The organism is Rhizobium sp. FKY42 (assembly GCF_005222835.1).
Taxonomy (GTDB): Bacteria; Pseudomonadota; Alphaproteobacteria; order Rhizobiales; family Rhizobiaceae; genus Neorhizobium.
In genome coordinates this window covers 222,089-246,375 of sequence record NZ_STGA01000028.1, presented here as the reverse complement: position 1 = coordinate 246,375, position 24,287 = coordinate 222,089, and the positions used below count along the sequence as shown (strand labels likewise).

Annotated in this window: 22 protein-coding genes and 1 tRNA gene; 15 read left to right on the top strand and 8 right to left on the bottom strand. The window is 57.1% G+C overall.

What is annotated here, in order from left to right; translation table 11 throughout:
- Positions 1-148 precede the first annotated feature (148 nt).
- The 3 genes from E8M78_RS10695 (at position 149) to E8M78_RS10685 (ending at position 4,713) form a co-directional block, all read left to right on the top strand.
- Positions 149-1,963 (top strand): ATP-binding protein, encoded by a 1,815-nt coding sequence (locus E8M78_RS10695; protein ID WP_246658291.1) that lies wholly within the window; start codon positions 149-151, stop codon positions 1,961-1,963.
- A complete protein-coding gene (locus E8M78_RS10690) occupies positions 1,960-3,321 on the top strand; it encodes a sigma-54 dependent transcriptional regulator (protein WP_137135043.1) in 1,362 nt (453 codons plus the stop codon). The genes E8M78_RS10695 and E8M78_RS10690 overlap by 4 nt, the downstream gene beginning before the upstream one ends.
- Positions 3,322-3,411: 90 nt before the next feature.
- Positions 3,412-4,713 (top strand): UDP-glucose/GDP-mannose dehydrogenase family protein, encoded by a 1,302-nt coding sequence (locus tag E8M78_RS10685; protein ID WP_137135042.1) that lies wholly within the window; start codon positions 3,412-3,414, stop codon positions 4,711-4,713.
- Between the two features lie 10 nt (positions 4,714-4,723).
- Here E8M78_RS10685 and E8M78_RS10680 read toward each other — a convergent pair whose 3' ends face one another.
- Positions 4,724-5,176 (bottom strand): response regulator, encoded by a 453-nt coding sequence (locus tag E8M78_RS10680; protein WP_137135041.1) that lies wholly within the window; start codon positions 5,174-5,176, stop codon positions 4,724-4,726.
- The gene (locus E8M78_RS10675) at positions 5,173-6,309 is read right to left on the bottom strand and encodes a PAS domain-containing protein (RefSeq protein WP_137135040.1); all 1,137 of its coding nucleotides are present in this window, start codon (positions 6,307-6,309) and stop codon (positions 5,173-5,175) included. The genes E8M78_RS10680 and E8M78_RS10675 overlap by 4 nt, the downstream gene beginning before the upstream one ends.
- A 156-nt stretch (positions 6,310-6,465) precedes the next feature.
- Here E8M78_RS10675 and E8M78_RS10670 point away from each other — a divergent pair.
- Positions 6,466-6,542 (top strand) — tRNA-Pro (locus E8M78_RS10670).
- A gap of 69 nt (positions 6,543-6,611) precedes the next feature.
- Here E8M78_RS10670 and E8M78_RS10665 read toward each other — a convergent pair.
- Positions 6,612-7,583: a helix-turn-helix domain-containing protein gene (locus E8M78_RS10665; RefSeq protein WP_137135039.1), complete on the bottom strand. Its 972-nt coding sequence runs from the start codon at positions 7,581-7,583 to the stop codon at positions 6,612-6,614.
- A gap of 164 nt (positions 7,584-7,747) precedes the next feature.
- Here E8M78_RS10665 and E8M78_RS10660 point away from each other — a divergent pair, with 164 nt between their 5' ends.
- The 11 genes from E8M78_RS10660 (at position 7,748) to ccoS (ending at position 19,009) form a co-directional block, all read left to right on the top strand.
- Complete coding sequence (locus tag E8M78_RS10660) at positions 7,748-8,500, top strand: YqcI/YcgG family protein (RefSeq protein WP_137135038.1); 753 nt, start codon at positions 7,748-7,750, stop codon at positions 8,498-8,500.
- A 24-nt stretch (positions 8,501-8,524) separates the two neighbouring features.
- The gene (locus E8M78_RS10655) at positions 8,525-9,220 is read left to right on the top strand and encodes a class I SAM-dependent methyltransferase (RefSeq protein WP_170973389.1); all 696 of its coding nucleotides are present in this window, start codon (positions 8,525-8,527) and stop codon (positions 9,218-9,220) included.
- Between the two features lie 110 nt (positions 9,221-9,330).
- On the top strand, positions 9,331-10,602 hold the full coding sequence (locus E8M78_RS10650; RefSeq protein WP_137135036.1) for an APC family permease: 1,272 nt from the start codon (positions 9,331-9,333) through the stop codon (positions 10,600-10,602).
- 256 nt (positions 10,603-10,858) lie between these two features.
- Complete coding sequence (gene ccoN, locus E8M78_RS10645; RefSeq protein WP_137135035.1) at positions 10,859-12,484, top strand: cytochrome-c oxidase, cbb3-type subunit I; 1,626 nt, start codon at positions 10,859-10,861, stop codon at positions 12,482-12,484.
- Positions 12,485-12,496: 12 nt separating this feature from the next.
- A complete protein-coding gene (ccoO, locus tag E8M78_RS10640; protein ID WP_137135034.1) occupies positions 12,497-13,228 on the top strand; it encodes a cytochrome-c oxidase, cbb3-type subunit II in 732 nt (243 codons plus the stop codon).
- Between the two features lie 12 nt (positions 13,229-13,240).
- Positions 13,241-13,393, top strand: a complete 153-nt coding sequence (locus tag E8M78_RS10635; RefSeq protein WP_137135033.1) for a cbb3-type cytochrome c oxidase subunit 3 — start codon at positions 13,241-13,243, stop codon at positions 13,391-13,393.
- A 2-nt stretch (positions 13,394-13,395) separates the two neighbouring features.
- On the top strand, positions 13,396-14,259 hold the full coding sequence (ccoP, locus tag E8M78_RS10630) for a cytochrome-c oxidase, cbb3-type subunit III (RefSeq protein WP_137135032.1): 864 nt from the start codon (positions 13,396-13,398) through the stop codon (positions 14,257-14,259).
- 226 nt (positions 14,260-14,485) lie between these two features.
- Positions 14,486-16,066: a cytochrome c oxidase accessory protein CcoG gene (gene ccoG, locus E8M78_RS10625; protein ID WP_137135031.1), complete on the top strand. Its 1,581-nt coding sequence runs from the start codon at positions 14,486-14,488 to the stop codon at positions 16,064-16,066.
- Positions 16,063-16,557: a FixH family protein gene (locus E8M78_RS10620; RefSeq protein WP_137135030.1), complete on the top strand. Its 495-nt coding sequence runs from the start codon at positions 16,063-16,065 to the stop codon at positions 16,555-16,557. Before ccoG ends, E8M78_RS10620 begins: the two co-directional genes overlap by 4 nt.
- Positions 16,554-18,860 (top strand): cation-translocating P-type ATPase, encoded by a 2,307-nt coding sequence (locus tag E8M78_RS10615; RefSeq protein ID WP_137135029.1) that lies wholly within the window; start codon positions 16,554-16,556, stop codon positions 18,858-18,860. Before E8M78_RS10620 ends, E8M78_RS10615 begins: the two co-directional genes overlap by 4 nt.
- Positions 18,857-19,009, top strand: a complete 153-nt coding sequence (gene ccoS, locus E8M78_RS10610) for a cbb3-type cytochrome oxidase assembly protein CcoS (RefSeq protein WP_137135028.1) — start codon at positions 18,857-18,859, stop codon at positions 19,007-19,009. The genes E8M78_RS10615 and ccoS overlap by 4 nt, the downstream gene beginning before the upstream one ends.
- A gap of 12 nt (positions 19,010-19,021) precedes the next feature.
- Here the strand turns inward: ccoS and E8M78_RS10605 are convergent, their stop codons facing one another.
- The 5 genes from E8M78_RS10605 to E8M78_RS10585 form a co-directional block, all read right to left on the bottom strand.
- Positions 19,022-19,717, bottom strand: a complete 696-nt coding sequence (locus E8M78_RS10605) for a ParA family protein (RefSeq protein WP_137135027.1) — start codon at positions 19,715-19,717, stop codon at positions 19,022-19,024.
- Positions 19,718-19,873: 156 nt separating this feature from the next.
- On the bottom strand, positions 19,874-20,959 hold the full coding sequence (locus tag E8M78_RS10600; RefSeq protein WP_137135026.1) for a chemotaxis response regulator protein-glutamate methylesterase: 1,086 nt from the start codon (positions 20,957-20,959) through the stop codon (positions 19,874-19,876).
- Between the two features lie 3 nt (positions 20,960-20,962).
- Entirely contained in the window at positions 20,963-21,820 is an 858-nt protein-coding gene (locus tag E8M78_RS10595) for a protein-glutamate O-methyltransferase CheR (RefSeq protein ID WP_137135025.1), read from the bottom strand.
- Between the two features lie 13 nt (positions 21,821-21,833).
- The gene (locus tag E8M78_RS10590; protein WP_137135024.1) at positions 21,834-22,322 is read right to left on the bottom strand and encodes a chemotaxis protein CheW; all 489 of its coding nucleotides are present in this window, start codon (positions 22,320-22,322) and stop codon (positions 21,834-21,836) included.
- 1 nt (position 22,323) lies between these two features.
- A complete protein-coding gene (locus tag E8M78_RS10585) occupies positions 22,324-24,243 on the bottom strand; it encodes a methyl-accepting chemotaxis protein (RefSeq protein ID WP_137135023.1) in 1,920 nt (639 codons plus the stop codon).
- Between the last annotated feature and the right edge of the window lie 44 nt (positions 24,244-24,287).

The window sequence follows — 24,287 nt, the reverse complement described above, 5'->3', positions numbered from 1 at the left end:
ATTTTACTTTCTAAAATAATAGGCTCAGGAGAAGGTAAGCCACATTTGTGCGATTTTCCGCATGGCTCGGATTGCGTGATAAGGTAGTTTGTGTGATTTTCCGCACATGGATTCCAGCGAGTTTCATCCTTCACGGGAAATGCCGTCGGTGCATCAGACGCGCCGCCCATGGCTGATTTTCGCCGTAGTGGCTGTCCTGCTCATCACCGCCACCCTGATGACGGTTCGTAGCATCGCCATTGATGCGGCAATGCAGGATCTTGAACAGCAGGGTCGTATCGATGCGGGCCTCAAGGTTGCATTTCTCAAAGCAGTGCTTGAACGGCCGCGCGCTTTGCCGCTGGTTCTGGCCCGTGACCGGGATGTTGCAGACACGCTCACCGCCCCGACGCAGGAGCATCTTGATGCCTTGAACCACAAGCTCCAGGATCTCGTGGAAGTGACAAATGCGTCCGTCATCTACGTGATCGACCGCCGCGGTATTGCCATTGCTTCCAGCAACTGGCGCGACCCGTCAAGTTTCGTGGGTGTCGACTATAGTTTTCGCCAGTATTTTTCTCGTGCAATGGCGGAGGGGCAGGCGGAACACTTTGCGCTTGGCAGCATCAGCCTGCGGCCGGGTCTTTACATCTCGCAACGGGTGGGTCCGCCGGACAATCCAATCGGTGTCGTGGTCGCAAAGGCTGAGTTCGACCAGTTGGAACGAGACTGGCGCGATGCGCAACGCCCGACCTACGTCACGGATTCTCATGGCGTCGTGCTGATTACCAGCATCGAGTCCTGGCGTTTCATGGTCGAGGCGCCTTTGCCTCCACCGATACAGGCCGAAATCAGAAGTAGCCTGCAATTTGGAGATGCACCGCTTCTGCCCTTGCCGATCACACAAGAACGACAGCTCTCCGAGGATGCCGCTACAATTGATGCCCTGCTCCCGGGTACGTCGGTTGCCGGCTTTGTCGAAATGACTCTCCCCGTTCCCTCCACGCCTTGGTCTCTCAGATATCTGCTGCCCGTCCAGCCGCAACTCGACAATGGTGTGGGGCAGGCGCAACTCTTGTCCATGGCCATCCTTCTGCCTCTCCTTGGCCTCGCAGCACTTCTGATCTGGCGTAGACAGGCATCTCTTCGTCGAATGGCGACCGAGCATGCGGCCCGGATCGAACTGGAACGGCGGGTTCTTGAGCGAACGACGGATCTGAGCCGGGCGAGAGACCGGCTTGAAGCGGAAATTGCCGATCATAGGGCCACCGAAAGCCGGTTGCAGGGTGTCCAGGAGGAACTGGTTCAAGCAAACCGGTTGGCTATTTTGGGGCAGGTGGCGGCCGGTGTCGCCCATGAAATCAACCAGCCAGTCGCGACAATTCGCGCCTATGCTGATAATGCCATGACCTATCTAGACCGTAAGCGAGAGGACGCAGCGCGTGGCAACCTTCTGGAGATCGCCGGACTGACTGAACGGATCGGATCCATTACCGAAGATCTGAAGGCCCTTGCGCGGCGCGGTCGATCTGCTGCCGAGCCCGTGGATATACGCGAAGCGATAGCGGGCGCACTGGTTCTGTTGAAGAGCCGTTTCTCAGGACGCCTCGAGCGGGTCGAGATTCGGGCGGAAGACCAGGATCTCTATGCGATCGGCAACCGTCTTCGGTTGGAGCAGGTGCTGATCAACCTGATCCAGAACGCGCTGGAGGCAGTCGAGCCTGTCGCTGACGCTACGGTGCTTGTTCATGCTACCTCTTGTAATGACAGGATCTATATCAGGATTGAGGATAATGGAGGCGGGATTGCCCCAGAGATCCAGGAACAGTTGTTCTCGCCCTTCAACAGCTCCAAGGAAAAAGGGCTTGGTCTCGGTCTCGTCATCGCCAAGGACATCGTGACGGATTATGGCGGCAAGCTATCGGTGGAGACCTCGTCGCAGGGCACAATCTTCCTCATTGATTTGAAGCGGGCTGACAGATGAGCGATGCAACACCTGTTCTCCTGGTCGACGATGACCGGGATCTGTTGAAAGCAACTGCACAGACTCTTGATCTCGCTGGTTTCACCGTCACGAGCCGGACTTCTGCGCTTGAAGCATTGAGCAGTCTCGATTGCGACTATTCCGGTGTCGTCGTCTCAGATATTCGAATGCCTGCTATGGACGGGCTGGAGTTTTTCGATCGTATTCGATCCATTGACCCCGATGTACCTGTCATCCTCATGACCGGGCATGGCGATATTCCCATGGCTGTGGCCGCCATTCAAGCCGGCGTCTATGATTTCATGACCAAGCCCTTTGCCGCCGATCGTCTGGTCCAGTGCGTCAGGCGTGCTGCTGAAAAGCGCAAGCTCGTGCTTGAGAACCGCCGTCTGCGCGAGGCGGTGCAGGATGAAGGACAGGGCGATGTAACCCTGCTCGGCCAGACCCCGGTCATGCAGCGGCTGCGCAACACCATCCGCCAGATTGCCGACACAAATGTGGACGTCCTCCTGACGGGCGAAACCGGCACCGGAAAGGAGGTCGTGGCGAGCCTTCTGCACCGATGGAGTAGCCGTTCAAAGGGCAATTTCGTCGCCTTGAATTGTGGGGCATTGCCCGAGCAGATTCTGGAGAGCGAATTGTTCGGGCATGAGACAGGCGCCTTTACTGGAGCCCAGAAGCGGCGGGTCGGTCGCATTGAGCATTCCAGTGGCGGCACCCTTTTTCTTGATGAGATCGAAAGCATGCCGCCAGCCTCCCAGGTCCAGATGCTGCGGGTTTTGGAGATGCGAGAAGTTACGCCCCTGGGTACAAACGAGGTGAGGCCAGTCGACCTGCGTGTCGTTGCTGCCGCCAAGGTTGATCTTGGCAACCCGCTGGAACGACGGGATTTCCGTGAGGATCTCTATTATCGACTGAATGTGGTCAGCCTGTTGATTCCTCCCTTGCGTGAGAGGCGGGAAGACGTGCCGCTGCTTTTCCGCTTTTTCTGCCAGCGCGCGGCCAAGCGCTTTAATCGCGACTTGCCACCGCTGACGATGTCTCTCAATCGCCATCTGCAGGACCACGCATGGCCGGGCAATGTGCGAGAGCTCAACCATTTCGCTGAACGATTCGTTCTGGGCCTGGAGACAATCGCAGTTGATCCGTCGGGACCGGAGGTCGACGTCACAGTTGGCTCCGGAACGCTGCCGGAGCGTATGGCAAAAATCGAGGGGGAACTGATACGGGAGGCGCTTCAGGCAAATGAGGGGGACGTCAAGCGTACGATCGAGGCCTTGGGAATTCCCCGAAAGACATTCTACGACAAGCTTCAGCGGCATGGGATTTCCCGCACGACTTTCGTCAACGGCAGCTGAATGACATTTGAAAGTTAAACGCATGGCCTATATGCCAGCCTCTGAACCCTTCATGCTCCCGTGCGGGAGAACGTCAAGCGAGAGCTCTTCATGCGTATCACGATGATCGGTGCCGGCTATGTAGGTCTGGTATCGGGTGTGTGCTTTGCCGATTTCGGTCACCATGTGACCTGCGTGGATAATGTCGAGGAAAAGGTTGCCGCCCTGAAGGCAGGCACCATTCCCATCTACGAGCCTGGACTGGACGAACTGGTAAAGTCGAATGTCAAGGCAGGGCGTCTGATGTTCACGACGGATCTGAAAGCGGCGGTCGCCGAAGCGGATGTCGTCTTCATCGCTGTCGGCACGCCCTCGCGTCGCGGCGATGGCCATGCCGATCTTTCCTATGTTTACGCCGCAGCGAAGGATATCGCGCACGCCATGACCGGTTTCACGGTTGTCGTGACGAAATCGACGGTACCGGTTGGAACCGGTGACGAGGTGGAGCGGATCATCCGCTCGGAGCGCCCGGATGCTGAGTTCGCGGTGGTTTCCAATCCGGAGTTCCTACGCGAGGGTGCCGCCATTGCCGATTTCAAGCGACCCGATCGCATCGTCATCGGCTCGGAGGATGAACGCGCAAGCGAGGTGATGCGTGAGGTCTACCGTCCGCTCTATCTCAACTCCGCGCCTCTGTTTTTCTGCGATCGGCGGACGTCTGAGCTGATCAAATATGCGGGCAATGCATTTCTTGCCATGAAGATCACTTTCATCAACGAAATGGCGGATCTTTGCGAGAAGGTCGGCGCTGATGTTCAGAAAGTGGCCAAAGGCATTGGAATGGACAAGCGCATCGGCGACAAGTTCCTGCATGCAGGTCCCGGTTACGGCGGCTCCTGTTTCCCGAAGGATACGATGGCGCTGGTGAAGACGGCGCAGGACAATGATAGTCCGGTGCGCCTGATTGAAACGACGGTGGCCGTCAACGATATCCGCAAGCGGGCGATGGCGCGAAAGGTAATCGCAGCCTGCGGAGGCTCCGTGCGCGACAAGAAGATCGCTGTGCTGGGGCTGACCTTCAAGCCTAATACGGATGATATGCGGGATGCCCCCTCGCTTTCGATTATTCAGGCGTTGCAGGACAATGGGGCGCTCGTAAATGCCTACGACCCCGAGGGTATGGAAGCCGCGCGCGAATTACTGCCAAACGTCACTCTCGGCGACAGCCCTTACGACATCGCCGCAGGAGCGGACGCCCTCGTCCTCGTTACTGAATGGGACGAATTCCGGGCATTGGACCTGCGCCGGTTGAAGCCGATCATGAAGGCGCCTGTCCTCGTTGACCTGCGCAATGTCTATCCGGCCGACGAAGTCCACCGTTACGGCTTCGAGTATCACGGCGTCGGGCGGTAACGAGCAGCAACTATGACTGTGATTGGGGTTGCTGTCTGCTTTCGGTCATCTGTCGCTGGCGCAGCCAAGGCGATGGCACAAGGCTCGGCGGGATATTGCCGCGATTTTCGCCGCGCACGAACGTTTCAATGAAGGATAGCGCATTCTCCAGCCCGTTCATCGTATAGGGTTTCTCGATCGCTCCTATCGCTCCGGCAAAATCTTCTGGGATACGCTTCAGGTTGCCGCTGACGAAGACGTAGGAAATATCCTTGCTTTCGAGGTGGCGGCCAACATCAATGCCTGTTGGACCATCCAGCAGATGAATGTCGACGAAGGCGAATTCGGGGTGCGCTCGGTCAATGATAGCTTTTGCCTCCTGGCTCGACATCGCAACACCCACGATCGTGTGTCCGGCATTTTCCAGCTCGCTTTCCAGTTCCAGCGCCAGCAAGGCCTCGTCTTCAACAATCAGAATATTCACGCTTTCCTGCTCTCCTCGACGCTTCCGACCGGCAGACGAATATCGACGATCGTGTCGTGATGGTGTTGGTGTCGTTCTATCTTTGCATTCACCTGTCGCGCACAGGTTTCCAAGATGGTGCGACTGAAGGCTTCGGCTTCGCTATCCACCTCCACATCGACAGGTGGCATCGTATCCTTCACGCGGATCTGGAAGTGACCGTTCAGGCGTCGGATGCAAATGTCGATGGCGCCTCCGCTATCCTTCAATCCTCGTCGCACCGCATCGCCGACAAGCTCATTGATAATGAGTGCCAGAGGTGATGCCTTTATGGCCGGTACGAGCACTGGTGATAGATCGAAATGAACCTTGATGTCGTCACGTCGCAATGCGCCGATCATGTCGGTAATGAGGTCTCGAGCGAAATCAGATACATCGAAGCGTTCCACATCTGCGGTCGTGAAAAGTTTCCTCTGGACCGTGCTGAGAGCTTCGACACGGTCCAGAACCGATCTTAGTGTCTTCTGAACAGTCGTATCCGCACTGGTTCTTGCCTGCAGTTTGAGAATGGATGCGATGGTTAACAGGTTGTTCTTGACGCGATGATCGACTTCGTGAACCAGCAAGGTTTTTGCATCCAGGGCATCACGCAAATCCTTGGTGCGGCGCGCGACCTCCTGCTCCGCGGAACTGCGAGCCGCAGCGAGTTCCTTCTGCTTGTCTTTCACATGCGTGAAATCCAGCTGAGATGCGAAAAAATAGATGACTTCGCCTTCGCTGTTACGAACTGGACTCATGAAAAGCGCATTCCAGAAGGTCGAGCCATCTTTTCGGTAATTGAGGATATCAACCTCAAGGCTTCGCTCGGCGGCGATGGCTTCGCGAAGCTGTGTGATGGCTCTTTGGTCGCTTTCAGGGCCCTGCAAAAGCCGACAGTTACGACCGACCAGCTCATCCTGGGAATAGCCGGTAAGCTGTGAAAATGCCTTGTTCGAAAAGATGATCGGGTTATCGGGTTGCCGCGGATCGGTAATCAGCATCGGCATGCGCGTTGCCTTGAAAGCCGCAGCAAACGGATCTTCCGATACATGTTCCGCAAGAAGACGGTCGCCGGCTTCCCTTGCGTTCTGCTTTGAATTCTCTTCGCTGTTCATACAATGTGAGCCGCCTGAAAGAGTGCGAAACCAGAGAATGAAATAAGGCGGGATTGGTTCCTGAAAAGTACTTCTCCCCACTGCGGGTGACTTAAAAAAATCGTGCCAAGTGCTTGTGAAAGCCGTAGGCCTCGGTTATAGGAGCGCCACTGGTCACGGAGTGTAGCGCAGTCTGGTAGCGCACCACGTTCGGGACGTGGGGGTCGAGTGTTCGAATCACTCCACTCCGACCAGTCGAAAAGCCCGCAGTCGTGGGCTTTTTTCGTTTTTCTGGGACATCTTGACCTATTGATCGGAAGAGCTCAGGCACCTGAGCTACCCGAGTCGGAGCAAAAGCGCCGCCGATAGGCTGCCGGAGACGTATGAAACTGTCGCTGGAAGTGATGGCGGAAGGTATCGATTGTCCCGAAGCCGACAACCAGCGCGATGTGTTCCAGGGGCATGACGGTTTCTTCAAGCAGTTCGCGAGCGCGCGCCAGCCTCTGTTGTATAAGCCATTCCGCTGGTGCAGTGCCGGTTGCCGCCTCGAAGCGGCGAATGAATGTGCGGCGGCTCATCAGGGCTTTTGCAGCCATGTCATTGACTGAAATCCTTTTCTGCAGATTTCGCCCCATCCACGCACAGAGGTCGGCAAGGCCGTCTACTTGCGTCTGGGCCGACGCAGGGATGTATTGACTCTGATCGCCATCGCGATGCGCCGGAATGACCATTCGCTGCGCCACAGCTCTGGCGATCCTGCCGCCTTGGTCCTTACGAATGATGTGGAGGCAAAGATCCAGGCCGGCGGCTCGTCCGGCTGAACTCATCACGTCCCCGTCATCCACATAAAGAACTTTCGAATCCACCTGTATGCGCGGAAATCTTTGGGCAAGAAGCCGTGCCTGCGACCAGTGAACAGCCGCCCGGCGCCCGTCCATGATGCCTGCCTCCGCAAGAAGAAAGACGCCTGAGCAGATGGATACGATCCTTGCTCCCCTGGCGCTGACACTCTGGATTGCATGAATGGCCGCACGAGGCGGCGGACCATCAACGTCGAGCCAGCCAGGCACAATGACGGTATGGGCGTTGAGAAGCGCTGAAGGACCTGCTTCGACATCAAGGCTTACCGGTCCAGCCGAGATCCTGCCTCCCTCGCGGGCGGCGCAGACAAGAACCTCATAGCAAGGCTGAAAAGCATTGCTCAAGGTGAATATTTCGAGCGCGGCCCCCAGCTCAAAGAGGTTGACGCCGTCATAGGCGAGGATCGTAACACGCGGGAGAGATTTAGAATCCATCACTCACTATCCTTGCAGGGCAATTTGGCACGATTTTCGGCAATACTGTCACATCCGACCGTTGTGAACATCTTACCACAAATGTGAAGTTTGCACCCGGCCGGGCAAGTATGACCGATAACCGATGACGGCATCAGTCGCGACCCATTTCAAAGGGTAATTATATGATTTTATTATCTTCTCATATTCAGTCACTGGGCGCGCCCAGTGCGGCAGATCTGAATTGGTCAGGTCATTTGATGCAGCAGATTTCCTCGCGCTTCGAGCCCAAGGATGGACCGGAGTTCCCCTGCGTATTCGCGCAAAACGCGCATCAGCGAGGCAACATCCTTTGCCTCCCGATCCCCTTCCAAAGCAATTGCGGAACCTACCGGTTTGAAGTGCTTTACGAGGGGTTGAAAGCCTATCTTAATGCAGAGTCCAAGTGGGACGGTTCAGTCAACACTGCTCGCCCGCTGTTGGTTCTGTTTCAGCCCGTGGAGCACCTTTCGACCACGAAAGACTACGAGCGGATCTTCGTCGAAGCACTCCAATATCTTATCGACAACGATCAAGTTCCGTGGGTGAACGGAACGCCGACGAAGCCTGAACAGGAATACTGGTCGATGTGCTTCGACGGCCAGCAGCTCTTCATCAATGTGAGTCATCCCCAGAATGTTAATCGGCTAAGCCGCAACCTATGTGATGCCATGGTTCTGGTCATCAACCCGCGAGAACGTTTTGACGTGGTCGCCGGTGCCCACAAGCGCGGCTACGCGGTGCGCGAAAAGATCAGGAAAAACATAGATCTGTATGATCGGATCTCGCATAGCCCGCTTCTCGGTCACTATCAGGCCGGCGATCTCGAATGGCCGCAATACATGCTTCCAGATAACAATGAGGCGCCTCCCATGAGGTGCCCTTTAAGATTTCGCTGATTGATGGGGAAATGGGAGCAGTCAATGGCAGGTTTGGCTTTTCGTATTCCAGAGCCGGAATACATGACGGAAGAGGAAGAATATTTCTACGCGCTGGCGGACTACAGTGTTCCGCATGAGGCGCTGGCGAGAGAAATCGTTTTTACGGTCGACAGACCATCGGTGCGGGCGCTCGATATCGGCTGTGGTCCTGGAGACGTACTGGTGCGGTTGCGCAATCATGCGCCAAACTGGACGCTCTTCGGCGCCGATATCTCGGCGCGGATGTTGACGATTGCCCGCGACGCGGCACAAACGAGGCTTGCAACGCAGCACCAGGGCATCAACTGGATTTTGACCAACGGGCGCAGTCTTGGTTTTGAAGACGGCTTCTTCGACGTCATTCTGAGCAATAGCGTGTTGCACCATGTCGCAGATGCGGATCAATTCTGGCGTGAGATCGGTCGTCTTGGGGCCGACGGCTGTCATATCTTCGTCCGGGATCTGCGGCGGCCTGCCAACGAGGAAGAGGCGCGCCGACTTGTAGAATTGCATGTGGGACAGGAATCGAGTGTGGTTCAGGATCACTATCTCAGCTCTCTGAAGAGTTCCTACACTTGCCAGGAAGTCCGGACGCAACTGGATGCCGCAGGGCTGGAAGGCCTGCAGGTCGAGGCCCTTGAAGACCGTTATCTGACGGTAAGCGGCCGACTGCGCCGTGCCGTTACGCCGGAGAGCTGAAACAGCAGCGTGTTGAAAACGGGTGAGCGGGTCCGAGCGGTTCGAATGTGCTTTCATGCCAGTCGTCGCCCGGCCCGGAAGAACTGTAAAGGACCGGGTGGAGAATTGCCATGTCACTCAAGAAATCGATGTCGGTTCCACAGGGCGTCGTCCTCGCCATATGCACCATCATCGGCTCCGGACTGCTTGGCCTTCCCGGTCTGGCCATAGAGGCAGGCGGAGGTGCGGCAGCCGCATTGGCCTGGCCGTTGACCATGCTGATCTCTCTTCCGCTCGTCATCATCTTCCTCAGCCTCTCATTGCGCGTCCAGAGTTCCGGCGGCGTTGCCCGCTATGCAGCGATGGCCTTGGGCGACTGGGCGGAAACGGCCGTTTCCCTTATCTTTGCGATCACGTTCATGCTGTGTATTCCGATCGGGACATACATGGGATGCATTTATCTGCAAAAGATTTTCGGGCTGCCGGAAAGCTCGGTCATATGGTTGACGATCGGCGTTCTTGCCGTCTCGACCGTGGTGAATTTCTTTGGTTTGCGACCCGCATCCTGGATCAACGTTGCATCGGCGCTTTCGCTCGTATTGCTCGTCCTACTCATTGTCATCAGCCAGCCCGATTTGCTGGCAAAAGGAACGACAGCCTACCGGCACTACGTGCTGTCTCTCCCGGATGTCCCAATCTCCTCGCTCTGGACCGCCGCCGCTGTGCTTTTCTGGGCATTTCTGGGATGGGAGAATCTGAGTTTCGGCACTGAAGAGGTTTCCGGCGGCGCAAAAGCGATCAAGACGATTTTTGCGGTCGGGTTTGTTCTGGTAACGGCAATCTATACTGCACTTGCCATTGTTGCTTCAGGGGCCGAAGCATCGGGATTGAACATCCACGGCGTTGCCGGGCTTCTGGGGTTGCTGGATGGGAGCTCCCTTGTAATTGTCGCATATCCACTCATTGTTCTTGTGGTTCTGGCCAATGTGAACGCCTGGGTATTTGCCGCCAGTCGTCTGATCTATTCCGCGGGGCGAGCCCACATCTTGCCGTCATTTCTGGGCCATCTCGCGGGAAATGGCATGCCGAGACGGTCGCTCGCGTTCATGCTGGTGGCCTATGTGGGCATCTGCACAGCGCTTCACCTCGGTCTGTTCACCATCACGGATGGATTGATGCTGGCAAACCAGAACTTCATCGTCATCTATCTGGCTGTCATCCTCTGCTATGCTCGGCTCAATCGCGGTCTGTTCGCAAGGCTGCTCGCTCTGCTTGCTGTCGTTTCGAGCCTTTTCCTGGTTGCTGGATTCGGTTGGACATTGCTGGTCCCGCTCGCGCTGATCGTTGCGGGCCATCAGTTGGAACAGCGTCGGCGGCTGCGACCTGTCGCGCTCGTAAGCTGAAAGTCTTCGCTACCCATGCCTCCCAGGCACGGCCTGCTGCTTCTCTTGCCGGAAGCGGCAGGCCGTTGAGCTGGATCGTGTCGAAGCATCCTGAATGGGCTGAGAGAATTATTTCAGATCCAACCAGGACTTCGGAAATCTCTGTTGATTCAGATCAAGGCCCTCTTCTCCCGATAATGTGATTTCTCCCAAGCGAAGGGGTTCCTCGGTCCAACCGGTGCGGATCCTGCAATTGACGTCTCTGGGGGATGTTCCTATGAACAATACCATACCCGTCGTGGCGCTGACCCTGGGAGCCTTCGTGGCCCTCCTGGGGGCTGGCTTTGCCAACGACAGCCTCTTTGCCGCACATATGTGGGTGCTCTTCTTCACCCTGGCGGCATTTACAATCATTCTGCTTCGGCGGGTCAACTTCGCTTCCGTTGCAAAGGTGGCGTCGGCTTCCGATCATTCCGGCTACTTCGATGAAGTGGTGAAATACGGCGCGATCGCTACGACCTTCTGGGGTGTCGTCGGCTTTCTGGTCGGCGTGGTCGTTGCACTGCAGCTCGCATTCCCCGACCTCAATTTCGGACCATGGTTCAACTTCGGGCGCATGCGTCCCTTGCACACATCTGCCGTCATCTTTGCGTTTGGTGGCAATGCGCTGCTGTGCACCTCGTTCTACGTCGTGCAACGAACATCGCGTGCACGCCTGTTCGGTGGTGACGGTCTCGGTTGGTTCGTCTTCTGGGGTTATCAACTCTTCATCGTCATGGCCGCCACCGGCTATCTCCTCGGCATCACACAGGGCCGCGAATATGCAGAACCTGAATGGTATGTCGATCTTTGGCTGACTGTCGTCTGGGTTGCTTATCTGGTCGCTTTCCTCGGCACGATCCTGATGCGCAAGGAGCCGCATATCTATGTGGCAAACTGGTTCTACCTCGCCTTTATTGTCACGATCGCGCTCTTGCATGTCGTCAACAATCTGGCGATCCCCGTCTCGTTTCTGGGTGTAAAGAGCTATTCGGCCTTCTCGGGCGTGCAGGATGCGCTGACTCAGTGGTGGTATGGCCATAATGCAGTAGGCTTCTTCCTGACCGCCGGCTTCCTGGGCATGATGTACTACTTCGTTCCCAAGCAGGCCGGTCGTCCGGTCTATTCCTACCGCCTGTCGATCATCCACTTCTGGGCCCTGATCTTCATGTACATCTGGGCCGGCCCGCACCATCTGCACTACACGGCACTGCCGGATTGGGCGCAAACGCTCGGAATGGTCTTCTCGATCATGCTGTGGATGCCGTCCTGGGGTGGGATGATCAACGGTTTGATGACGCTGTCCGGCGCCTGGGACAAGATCCGCACGGACCCGATCATTCGCATGATGGTCATCGCGATTGCCTTCTATGGCATGTCGACCTTCGAAGGCCCGATGATGTCGATCAAGGCCGTCAATTCGCTCAGCCACTATACGGAATGGACCATCGGTCACGTCCACTCGGGCGCCCTTGGTTGGGTCGGGATGATTTCCTTCGGCGCTGTCTACTTCCTCGTGCCGAAGCTATGGAACCGCAATCGGCTCTATAGTTTGGCCATGGTCAACTGGCACTTCTGGCTGGCCACACTCGGTATCGTTGTCTACGCCGCGGTGATGTGGGTTGCCGGCGTGCAGCAGGGTCTGATGTGGCGCGAATACGATAATCAGGGCTTCCTGGTCTATTCCTTCGCCGAAACCGTGGCGGCCATGTTCCCTTACTACGTGCTGCGTGCCGTTGGTGGCCTCATGTATCTCGCTGGTTCGCTGATCATGGCCTTCAACATCACAATGACCATCCTGGGTTACGAGCGGCGTGAAAACGTACCGGGTGCTATCCCGGCCGCCCTTCAGCCCGCCGAATAAGGAGTGGATCCCATGTCCATTATGGAGAAACACCAGTTTATAGAGCGCAATGCGACCCTGCTTCTGGTCGGCTCGCTTCTCGTCGTCTCGATTGGCGGTATCGTGGAAATCGCGCCGCTTTTCTACCTGCAGAATACGATCGAGAAGGTGGAGGGCATGCGCCCCTACTCGCCGCTCGAACTGGCTGGGCGCAACATCTACATCCGGGAGGGGTGCTATGTCTGTCATAGCCAGATGATCCGTCCCTTCCGCGATGAGGTCGAGCGCTACGGCCATTACTCGCTCGCCGCGGAAAGCATGTACGACCACCCCTTCCAGTGGGGTTCCAAGCGTACCGGTCCGGATCTTGCCCGCGTTGGCGATCGTTATTCAAACGAATGGCATGTCCAGCATCTGATCCGCCCGCGTGACGTGGTGCCGGAATCAATCATGCCCGGTTATGCTTTTCTGAAGGAAACGCAACTCAAGGTGACCGATGTCACCATGGACCTGAAGGCCAATGCTTTGGTTGGCGTGCCGTATTCGGAAGAAATGTTGCAGAACGCTAAGGCCGACCTCGCTGCTCAGGCCGATCCCAACGCAGACTCAGCCGGCCTTCTGGCGCGCTATCCGAAGGCAAAGGTTGGAGATTTTGACGGCAATCCGGCAAAGCTCACCGAAATGGATGCGCTGGTTGCCTATCTCCAGATGCTCGGCACGCTGGTCGACTTCACGACCTATGACGACGCCACCGGCTATCGCTGAGGAGGGGGACCCATGGAAGTCTACACCGCAATGCGCCACTTCGCCGACAGCTGGGGGCTGTTGGCAATGGCCCTCTTCTTCGTCGGCTCGGTCCTTTTCGTTCTGCGCCCTGGCGCAAAGCGCCAGGCTCAAGAAGCTGCAAGCATCCCTCTGAAGGAGGATTGATCATGGCAGACAAACATATTGATGACATCAGCGGAGTCGAAACCACCGGCCATGAGTGGGACGGTATCCGCGAATTGAACAATCCGCTGCCACGCTGGTGGCTCTGGACCTTCTATGCCACGATCGTATGGGCCTTGGCCTACACGGTGGTCTATCCTGCCTGGCCTATGCTCACCAGTGCCACCAAGGGTATCTGGGGGTATTCGAGCCGCGCGGAACTCAGTGCAGAACTGGCTGCAGCAAAGACGGCGAAAGGCGACATGCTCCAGAAGATCGCCGCGACGCCGGTGAAGGACATTCTCGCCGACCCTCAACTGGCCAAATTTGCGACTGCCGCCGGTGCCGCAGCTTTCAAGGTCAACTGTGTCCAGTGCCATGGTTCGGGTGCCGCCGGCGGAGCAGGCTATCCTAACCTCAACGACGATGAATGGCTGTGGGGTGGCAACATCGAGCAGATCCATCAGACGATCTCGCACGGTATCCGCTTCCAGGATGATGCGGAAACCCGAACCTCCGAAATGCCGGCCTTTGGCGATATCCTGAAGCCGGATGAGATCAAGCAGGTTGCGGCCTATGTTGTGAGTCTGACCGACAAGCCGCACAATGCCGCACTCGTTGAACCCGGCAAGCAGCTGTTCGCCGACAACTGCGCTTCCTGCCACGGCCAGGATGCCAAGGGTAACCGCGAATTCGGAGCCCCGAACCTTGCCGATGCCATCTGGCTGAAGGTCAGGGGTGAGGAGCAGATCATAGCCCAGATTCGCCAACCCAAACATGGCGTCATGCCGGCCTGGAATGCGCGCCTCGGCGATACGACTGTGAAGGAGCTGGCAGTCTACATTCATTCGCTCGGTGGCGGCGAGTAACGATCTCCCGGACGAAAGCGAGTTCAACACCCGTCCTGAATCAGATTGAACCCGTCCCAAAAGCCGTCTCTTCGACAAGAGGCGGCTTTTTTTCCGTTTTGCCAAAGAGACTTTGGTGTCCATCGCGGTGCGACATCCCGGCGCGGCGGACCCATTCTTGACCTATATCAAGGTATGCTTTCGCATCCGGTGCGAAAAGGCTGAGAGATCATACTGGATCCTTGCCATGAACCTTTACACAGCCCCATCCACCAAAGACCGGAAGAAGACAGAGGCCGAGAAGCGCCCCGCTGCGTCGCCGCCTCACGAGCCGCTCTACGAAGCCCAGAAGAAGATTTTTCCTAAGGAAATCAAGGGTCGCTTCCGGCGCTTCAAATGGCTGGTCATGTTGATCACGTTGGGTATCTACTATTTGACGCCGTGGATCCGGTGGGACAGGGGGCCGTTTGCTCCTGATCAGGCGGTGCTGGTGGATCTGGCCAACCGCCGCTTCTATTTCTTCATGATCGAGATCTGGCCGCAGGAGTTTTTTTTCGTTGCCGGTCTACTGGTCATGGCAGGCTTTGGCCTTTTTCTCGTGACGTCTGCGGTCGGTCGCGCCTGGTGCGGCTATGCCTGTCCGCAAACGGTGTGGGTCGATCTCTTTCTGGCTGTCGAACGCTTTGTCGAAGGCGACCGTAATGCGCGCATGAAGCTGGATGCGTCACCCTGGAGCGTGCAAAAGCTGGCTAAGCGCACTGTCAAACATGCGGCATGGCTCCTGATTGCCATTGCAACAGGCGGCGCCTGGATCTTCTATTTCTCCGATGCGCCTTCGCTGGCCTTTGATTTTGTCACTGGCCATGCGGCTTTCGTCGCCTATTCTACGGTCGCCATCCTCACCGCGACGACCTATGTGCTGGGCGGGCTGATGCGCGAGCAGGTCTGCATCTACATGTGTCCCTGGCCCCGCATCCAGGGGGCCATGCTGGATGATAATTCGCTGGTTGTGACCTATAACGACTGGCGGGGCGAGCTGCGCGGCAAGAGCTCAAAAAATGCGGCAGTGGAAGAACGAACCGTCGGTGATTGCGTCGATTGCAACGCCTGCGTCGCAGTCTGTCCCATGGGGATTGATATTCGCGATGGTCAACAATTCGAATGTATCACCTGTGCGCTATGCATCGATGCCTGCGACAATGTGATGGACAAGCTCGGACGCGAACGCGGCCTGATCGCCTATGCTACCTTGAACGAATATCAGTCCAACATGGCGCTTGCGACCGACTGTGGGCGCTCGAGCATCGACCCGAACCGTGTACGCAAGTCCGACGGAAGCTTCGTCGATCAGATCCGGCATTTCGACTGGAAGATCCTGCTTCGTCTACGCACGCTTCTCTATATGGGGATCTGGAGCGCGGTGGGGCTTGCGCTGCTGGTCGCCCTGCTCAGCCGCGATCGTCTGGAGATCAACGTTCTCCACGACCGAAACCCGCAATTTGTTCTGGAATCGGATGGTTCGATCCGCAACGGCTACACGGTGCGCCTTTTGAACATGATACCTGAACGCCGCACGGTATTCCTGTCATTGCAGGGATTGCCCGGCGCGGAAATGAAGATCCCCGAAATCTCGACCGATTATGCGGACCGCGTCTTCGCCATTCCGCTGGATCCGGACAAGGCAACGCCACTCAAAGTCTTCGTCACTTTGCCCAAGAAGGCGATCTTTGATCCGAGAGAGGGCTTTAACTTCGTCCTGGAAGACCGCGCCAGCGGCGAGACGGATGTCTACCACGCAAACTTCAACACCCCGGGAGCCAGCAAATGACAACGCGCAATGCAGGCAACTTCACCTTTACAGGCTGGCATATGCTGGGAGTGATCGGCCTCTTTTTCGGTACGATCATATCGGTGAACTTCTACATGGCCTATCAGGCCGTCCATTCATGGAGCGGGCTCGTCGTCGAAAATACCTACGTCGCGAGCCAGCAGTTCAATGCGAAGGTCAATGAAGCAAAACAGCTGAATGCATCAGGCATGACGAATGTACTGACCGTCACACCCTCGAAGATCGAAATCCTCATCACCGATGCCATGGGGCAGCCGGTCTTTGCAGATGAGGTCTTTGCGATCTTCAAGCGGCCGGTGGGCGACCATCAGGATTTCAGAGAGACACTTCAGCCATTGGGCAGAGGCTTTTACGCTGTAGAACGAACCGTGCAGGGGGGACACTGGATCGTTGATATCAGCGCCCTTAAGGATGGAAGCCGCATCCTGCATCATTCGCAGCGGATTGCCGTCATGGGAGAGGCAAGATGAGCTGCTGCGCGCCCGGTACCGAGGCTGCGCTTGAACTGGTCGGCACCTCACACACATCTCCTTCTTCCGAAGAACTGATACTGGCAAGCCGGGATGTCGGCGATGGATACCGTCAACTGGATCTCAGCGTTCCGGGCGTCCACTGCGGTGCCTGCATCACAGCGGTGGAACAGGCCTTGCGCGAGGTTCCGGGCGTTCGGAGGGCGCGCGTCAATCTTTCAACGCGGCGCGTTTCGATTGTCTGGACTGCGACCGCCGAAGGGACCGGACAAGAAACGGATCCGCGATCTTTCCCAGCGGCCATCTGGAAGCGAACCGGTTACGAATCTCATCTCTTCTCCGCAGAGCTCGAGGGAGACGATGAGATCAAGTCACAACTTCTCCGCGGCGTTGCAGTCACGGGCTTCGCCGCCGCCAACATCATGTTGCTGTCTGTATCTGTCTGGTCAGGAGCAGAGGCGGCGACGCGTGACCTGTTTCACTGGATCTCGGCCTTCATTGCAGCCCCCGCGCTTATCTATGGGGGGCGGTTCTTCTATCAGTCGGCTTGGACTGCGCTCAGGCACGGACGCACGAACATGGACGTGCCGATCGCGCTTGCGATCACGCTGTCCTATGCCGTCTCCCTTTGGGAAACGATCAACCATGGCGAACATGCATGGTTCGACGCGACCGCTTCGCTCCTGTTTTTTCTGCTGATTGGTCGTACGCTGGATCATATCATGCGCGATCGGGCCCGTTCCGCCATCGTCGGTCTTGCACGTCTTTCGCCAAGGGGCGCCATGGTCATTCAGCAGGATGGTTTGCGTGAATATCGTCCGCTGGATGAAGTAAAGCCGGGCGACCGTATCGCCATCTCTGCGGGCGATCGATTGCCAGTCGACGGGATCATCAAACAGGGCAGGAGCGACGTCGACCGCTCCATCGTCAACGGCGAGTCTGATCCATGCCCGGTTGGCCCAGGAGCTAATGTTCAGGCGGGCACCATGAACTTGACCGGCGCTCTCGTGATCGAGGCGACGGCGTCGGCACGTCAATCGTTCCTGTCCGAAATCATTGGGCTCATGGAAGCAGCTGAAGGTGGCAAGGCACATTACCGGCGTATTGCCGATCGGGCTGCCCAGATCTATGCGCCCTGCGTCCACGTTCTGGCGCTCGCAACCTTTATGGGATGGGGCATTTTCGGCGGTGATTGGAAACAGGCGCTTCTGATCGCCATTGCTGTTCTGATTATCACCTGCCCTTGCGCCTTGGGGCTTGCCGTTCCCGTCGTGCAGGTGGTTGCGGCCGGACGCCTTTTCAAACATGGCATCATGGTGAAGGACGGCTCGGCAATGGAGCGCCTCGCTGAGGTTGAAACGATTGTCTTCGACAAGACGGGAACACTGACCTTGGGGAAGCCCCGCCTCGTTTCAAGCCGAGGAAAACCCGCACATGTGGCAATGGCGGCATCGTTAGCCGTCCACTCGCGACATCCGCTCTCCCAGGCGATCCGTGCGAGCGGCGGCGGACCTGTGCTGGCCTTCGACGGCGTCGAGGAATTTGCAGGGCAGGGGATCGAGGCCAGAACGAAAGAGGGTCTTTACCGTTTGGGTCGTCGCAAATTCGCTTGCCCTGAATCGATGGAAACCGACACTGGCGGCTACTCCGAAGTTGTCCTGTCGCTCGATGGACGGGAGCTCGCGTCGTTTCTGTTCGAGGATATGCTTCGTCCCAATGCACTTGACGCACTTGAGGAACTGAAGCGCGAAGGTCACGACCTCATTCTTCTCTCCGGTGATCGGAAGAGCGCTGTGGCAAGGGTGGCCGACCACTTGGAAATCAACGCCTGGCGGGCTGAACTGACGCCGCGTGACAAGTGCGAAGCCCTTGCAGAACTTACACAAACCGGCAGAAAATCGCTGATGGTTGGTGACGGTATCAATGATGCGCCCGCTCTCAGGACAGCCTACGTGTCAATGGCGCCCGCCACCGCAGCAGATGTTGGAAGGCAAGCCGCCGACTTCGTCTTCATACACGAGGGGCTGGATGCGGTGCCGAGGGCTATCAGCATCTCAAAGCAAGCCGGTCGCCTCATCCGGGAAAACTTCGCCTTGGCAATCGGCTATAATGTCATAGCCGTTCCAATTGCCATTGCCGGCTATGCAACACCGCTCATTGCCTCCATTGCAATGTCCACATCATCGCTGATTGTTGTGGCCAATGCCCTGCGTCTCAATGGAATCGTCAGGTCACGGGAGAATTCGGCTCCTCGGCAGGCCGTGTTGCCGACAAGCGAAATCAGAGAGGTGCACGCAGCATGAACATGCTGATCTATCTTATCCCGGTCGCTTTGGCCTTGGGTGGATTGGGTCTTACGGCCTTCCTCTGGTCGCTCAAGAGCGGCCAGTATGACGATCTGGATGGTGCGGCCTGGCGGGTGCTGGAAGACGACGACAGGCCGAAGTCTTGAAGGTTGAGCTACTTAGGCGGCGGTGCGCGACTTTGCCGCTTGTTGGGTGCGTGCAACACGCTGCATGACATCCTCGGCATAGAGGCGAGCGTTTTCACGCGCCTTGTCCAGATTGCTGACCCGACCAAGATCCATGGTGTGAAGTGTGCCTCCGCAATCGAACACGTCGCGGAAAGCCGACCGCTCGATGATCGGAACGTTGAGAACGTCCACATTCTTCTGGGCCAACAGTCCTTTGACGGCCAAGAGTGCGCGTGTCGTCACCATTGAATTGACCCGCGTGAGGATCACGGAATGAGGAACTTTCAGCCCGAGCTTGTCATCCAGGTATTGCAACAGCTCAAGAACATGCGCGCCGCCCTGTGCATCCATCGCACATCCCTGAATTGGTATCAGCACATGATCGGAGAGCCCGATTGCCTTGGCAAGAAGCGGGCTGCGTGCACCGGGAAGATCGATCAGAACATAGTCCGATTTCTTCCGCGCTTCCTGCAGATGGCGGTCGATCGAGGATTGCGTCACATAGGGGATGACATTGAGGCGTGCGACGGGCTGCGATAGATCGTACCAGCGCGACATCCAGTACTGCGGATCGGCATCTAGGACTGTCACCCGGTGGCCCACCTGGGCCAATTCTGTTGCGAGCAAAAGTACGGCGGTTGTCTTACCGGCGCCGCCCTTGGTGTTGGCAAAGGTGATAACGGACATGGTCGATCCTGATCAATGAAATCATGAGGCTGCATCGCTCGGCTGCTGCACGCTCATCGTGTGATTGCATTGTCGGTCTTCATGGTTAATCAACGGTATATAAACAAATAAAACAATAGCTTTTCAGAGGTTTGATCCAGTCCTTGCCGCCAGATTTCACCGGCGCCGGTCTGCCGCCATGATTTCTTGTGCGATCTGTTGAAGCGACACGATACGATCAACGCCGCCGCGTGCGATGGCTTCCTTTGGCATGCCGAATACGACGGATGATGCCTCGTCCTGAGCTAGTGTAAAGGCACCTGCCTGATGCATTTCCTCCATCCCACGGGCACCATCGTCTCCCATGCCGGTCATGATCACGCCCATGGCATTGGCACCTGCGGCTCGCGCGGCGGAGCGAAACAGTACATCGACGGATGGTCTGTGGCGGCTGACAAGCGGACCGCTACGAACAGAAACATGGTAGCGCGCGCCACGACGCTCAAGCAGCATGTGCTTGTCGCCCGGTGCGATCAGTACATGGCCGCGTAGAACAGGATCGCCATCCTCTGCTTCTTTCACCTCGACTTCGCATAAGCCATTGAGGCGTTTTGCGAAAGCCGCCGTGAACTTCTCTGGCATATGCTGCACGATGATGATGCCAGGCGCATTGGCGGGTAAGGTTTCCAGCATTTCGCGCAGCGCCTCCGTGCCGCCGGTGGACGCACCGACGCACACCACCATCTCGGTTGTCTTTGCCATCGCCCCCCCGGTAGCCGGTGGAAGGATCGCATCGGCGGTCAACTTTTCCTGAACTGTACTGGGAGCCTCGCTCCGGAAGCGCTTCAGTTTGTTCATTCGGGCACGGGCGGCGCCCTTGACGGCGGTCCGAACGCGCTCGGCGCTTTCGGCAAGTTGATCGGCGGCGCCGATCTTCGGCTTCAGGATGATGTCGACTGCACCCGCCTCCAGAGCCTGCATCAGCGTTTCCGAGCCCTGTTCGGTCAGCGAGGAGCACATGACCACCGGAATGGGATGCTGGGACATCAGCTTGCGCAGGAAGGTGATGCCGTCCATCTGCGGCATCTCGACATCGAGCGTTATGACATCCGGGATCTCCTCGCGGATCTTGCGTGCTGCCATGAACGGATCGGTAGCCGCACCGATCACCTCGATTTCGTCATCTTCGGAGAGGATCTTGGTGAGTGTCTGCCGGATGCTGGCGGAGTCGTCGACGATGAGAACTCGGATCTTTTTCTTCATCAATCAGATTCGCTTGAAGATGGTGTTCGCGACCTGCTTGATCGGCAGATCGAGCCCTGTGGCGGATTCAGAGTGACCGATGAAAAGATAACCTCCTGGAATTAAGCAATCGCAAAGGTTGGAGAGAACGTGCTTTTGCGTCGGCTTGTCGAAATAGATCAGCACATTCCTGCAGAAGATGATGTGTTGCATATCCCGTAAGGGGTATGCCTCGTCCATCAGGTTCAAACGGCCAAAGCCAACCTTGCGACGGAGCGATACGTCGATCCGGACCTCCCCTCTATCGCGGTCGACATGATCCAGCACGTATTTCCGGCGAAGACCACGGGGTACGGGATCAACCATGCCAACCGGATAGATTGCTTTCCGGGCTGTCTCTAGCACTTCCGTGGAAAGGTCGGTGGCGATGATCTGGTAATCCATGTTGGGATCGCGTGATCCGAGTGCTTCGGAAAGCACCATGGCCAGTGTGTAAGGTTCTGCACCGATCGAGCAGGCCGCACTCCAAACCCTCAACTTTCCCGAGATATCTCTCAACAGATCCGGCAGGGCTGTGTCGATGAGATATTCGAAATGTTTTGGCTCCCGGAAGAAGTCGGTCTTGTTGGTCGTCACCGCATCGATGAGGAAGATTGCTTCTCTTTCTAGCCCATTGTGCTCGAAAAGATAATTGCAATAGTCATCGAACGTGGCGATGTTGCACACGCGCAGGCGTTTGCGAAGGCGACCTTCCAGCATAGTCACCTTTGTGATCGGCATCTTGATGCCGCTGTACTTGTAGATGAACTTTGCCAGACGATCGAAATTCCGCCTGCTTAAACGGTCATCCGGAGACTGGGAAACCTGTCTGGCTACACTCAACTCGAAGACTCCGTTACGCTACATTTTGTACGCGGGTAGCGCTTGCCAGGGCGCTACTGCTGTCGGAAAACAATCGGGCAAGGTCGATGATGACGACGAAGCCGCCATTTCGGCGAACGACACCGGAAATGTAGTCGGATCGCCACTGAATCCCGATATCAGGTGCCTCCTCGATCTGATCTCGCAGGAATGGCACGACTTCGAAAACTCGGTCCGCGACCAGCCCGAGGGCAAGAACGCGATTCTCGACGGGAACATCGAGAACCAGGATACGTGTATGAGACGTCTTGACTGTTGGTGTCATCCCAAGGCGAACGCGAAGGTCGATGACGGGCACACCCTGGCCTCGCACGTCCCGGAGGCCCAGAAGATAGTCTGGGCCATGAGGGATCTTGAACGCATCCTCGTGATCGAGGATTTCTCGGACGACTTCGACAGGTACGGCGAAGATTTCTTCGCCGAGACTGAAGGTTACGAACTGCGCTTCGGTTTTCTGGGCCATGTCAGGCAATCCTCTGAAAATCGTGATCATCCTCATCTGGACCGCCCATATCCAGCGCGAAACCCTTCACGCGAGATTGTTGGGCCGCAACTGAATGATCCGGACGTCTGGCCGCTACTGGCTTCTGCGCGCTAGGCCGAACCGGCTTGGCAACCTGGGCAGAACGCGCTTGTGTGAGGTTATAAGATGCGCCACGCTCCACTTTGAAGAACGCGATGGACGCCTGCAGTTCTTCTGCTTGCGCTGCCAGTTCTTCCGAAGTTGCCGACATCTCTTCAGAAGCGCCGGCATTTTGTTGGATCACCTTGTCGAGCTGCTGGATCGCCTCGTTGATCTGGCTTGCACCAATGTCCTGTTCGCGGCAGGCCGCTGAAATCTCGGCAACGAGTTCCGCCGTCTTCTGGATGTCCGGCACCAGCCTATTGAGCATTTCGCCGGCTTCTGTTGCTACCTGAACAGTTTCACTGGAAAGGCCGGAGATTTCAGCAGCGGCTGCTTGGCTGCGTTCTGCAAGCTTGCGCACTTCGGAGGCGACGACGGCAAAGCCCTTGCCATGTTCACCGGCACGAGCCGCTTCGACCGCCGCATTGAGGGCAAGCAGATCCGTCTGCCGTGCGATTTCCTGTACGATCGAGATTTTCTCGGCAATGGTACGCATGGCGCCGACCGCCTTGTTCACGGCCTGGCCGGAGGCTTCCGCATCGCGTGAGGACTGGCGGGCAATCTTTTCCGTCTGGGCAGCGTTGTCGGCATTCTGCTTGATGTTGGCCGCCATCTGCTCCATCGAGGCGGAGGCCTCTTCCGCAGCGGAAGCCTGTTCCGTCGCACCTTGGCTTAGTTGCTCGGAGCTGGCAGATAGCTCCTGGCTGCCACTGGAGACATTGTCAGATGCCCCCAGTGCATCGCTGACGATCATACGCAGGCGCGCAATCATGTTTTCAAGCGCAAGGCCAAGAGCATCCTGTTCCGACTGCCGACGCGCGTTTACAGTGAGATCACCCTCAGCAATGGTCTGCGCAAGCGCGGCTGTCTGCTGCAAATAGCCGACCATTCGTTCCATCGCGATGCCCAGCGTGTCCTTGTCCGAAAGTGGCTTGACCGCCACGCCGATATCGCCTTCGGCGATGCGATCCGCAACTTCGGCAGTTTGTCGCAAATTGGCAGTCATCAGGTTGACGGTATCGATGACATCCTTGATTTCGTCATTGGTCTTCACTTCGAGCTTGAGGTTCAGATCACCGATAGCCACGGCGCTGGCAGCTGTTTGTATGGATGAAAGACCCCGCCGGATGCCTCTCAGGATCAGGAAGGCTGTAACCGAGCCCAAGGCAAGTGCAGCACTCAATCCCAGGCCAACGACAAGTATCGTCGTTGATCGTGTGGCATCGGCATGGTCTTCCGCCTGCTGCATCTGGTTGCGATTGGTCGCAAGGCGACCTTGCAACATGGTTTCGATCTGCCCCATCAAGGGCGCGCTCTGGCTCTTCACCAAAGCGAGCGCCGCCTTCTGATCTCCTGCCTTGATCAGGGTGCGAATCTGGTCGTCGATCCGGCCCAGTTCACCTGAAAGCCTGACAATCTCGGCATAAGCCTTTTTGCCGGCATCCGTCTCAGCAGCCTGCGCAGCCCAAGCCGCGCCATCAGCTAGCGCCTTGCGACTGGCGTCGCTCTCCTGGATCAGGCGGTTGATCTCATCAGCATTTTCGGCGTCGACCAAGCTCAGCTGGTTACGGGCAATCACCAACTGATCCTTGACCATCGTGAGTGCATTTGCCTGGCGCGCGACCGGACCAGTGATGACATTATGGAGGGTTTCGCCGGAGTCGCTGACGGCGTAGAGGCCGTAGCCTCCAGTGGTCAGCATTAACCCCAAAAGGAGTGCGAAGGTTGCGGTCAACTTCGTTTTGATAGTCAGGCGCATCACGCTGATCCTCAAGAGCTAGGAAAGTGAGACGGTCCGATCCC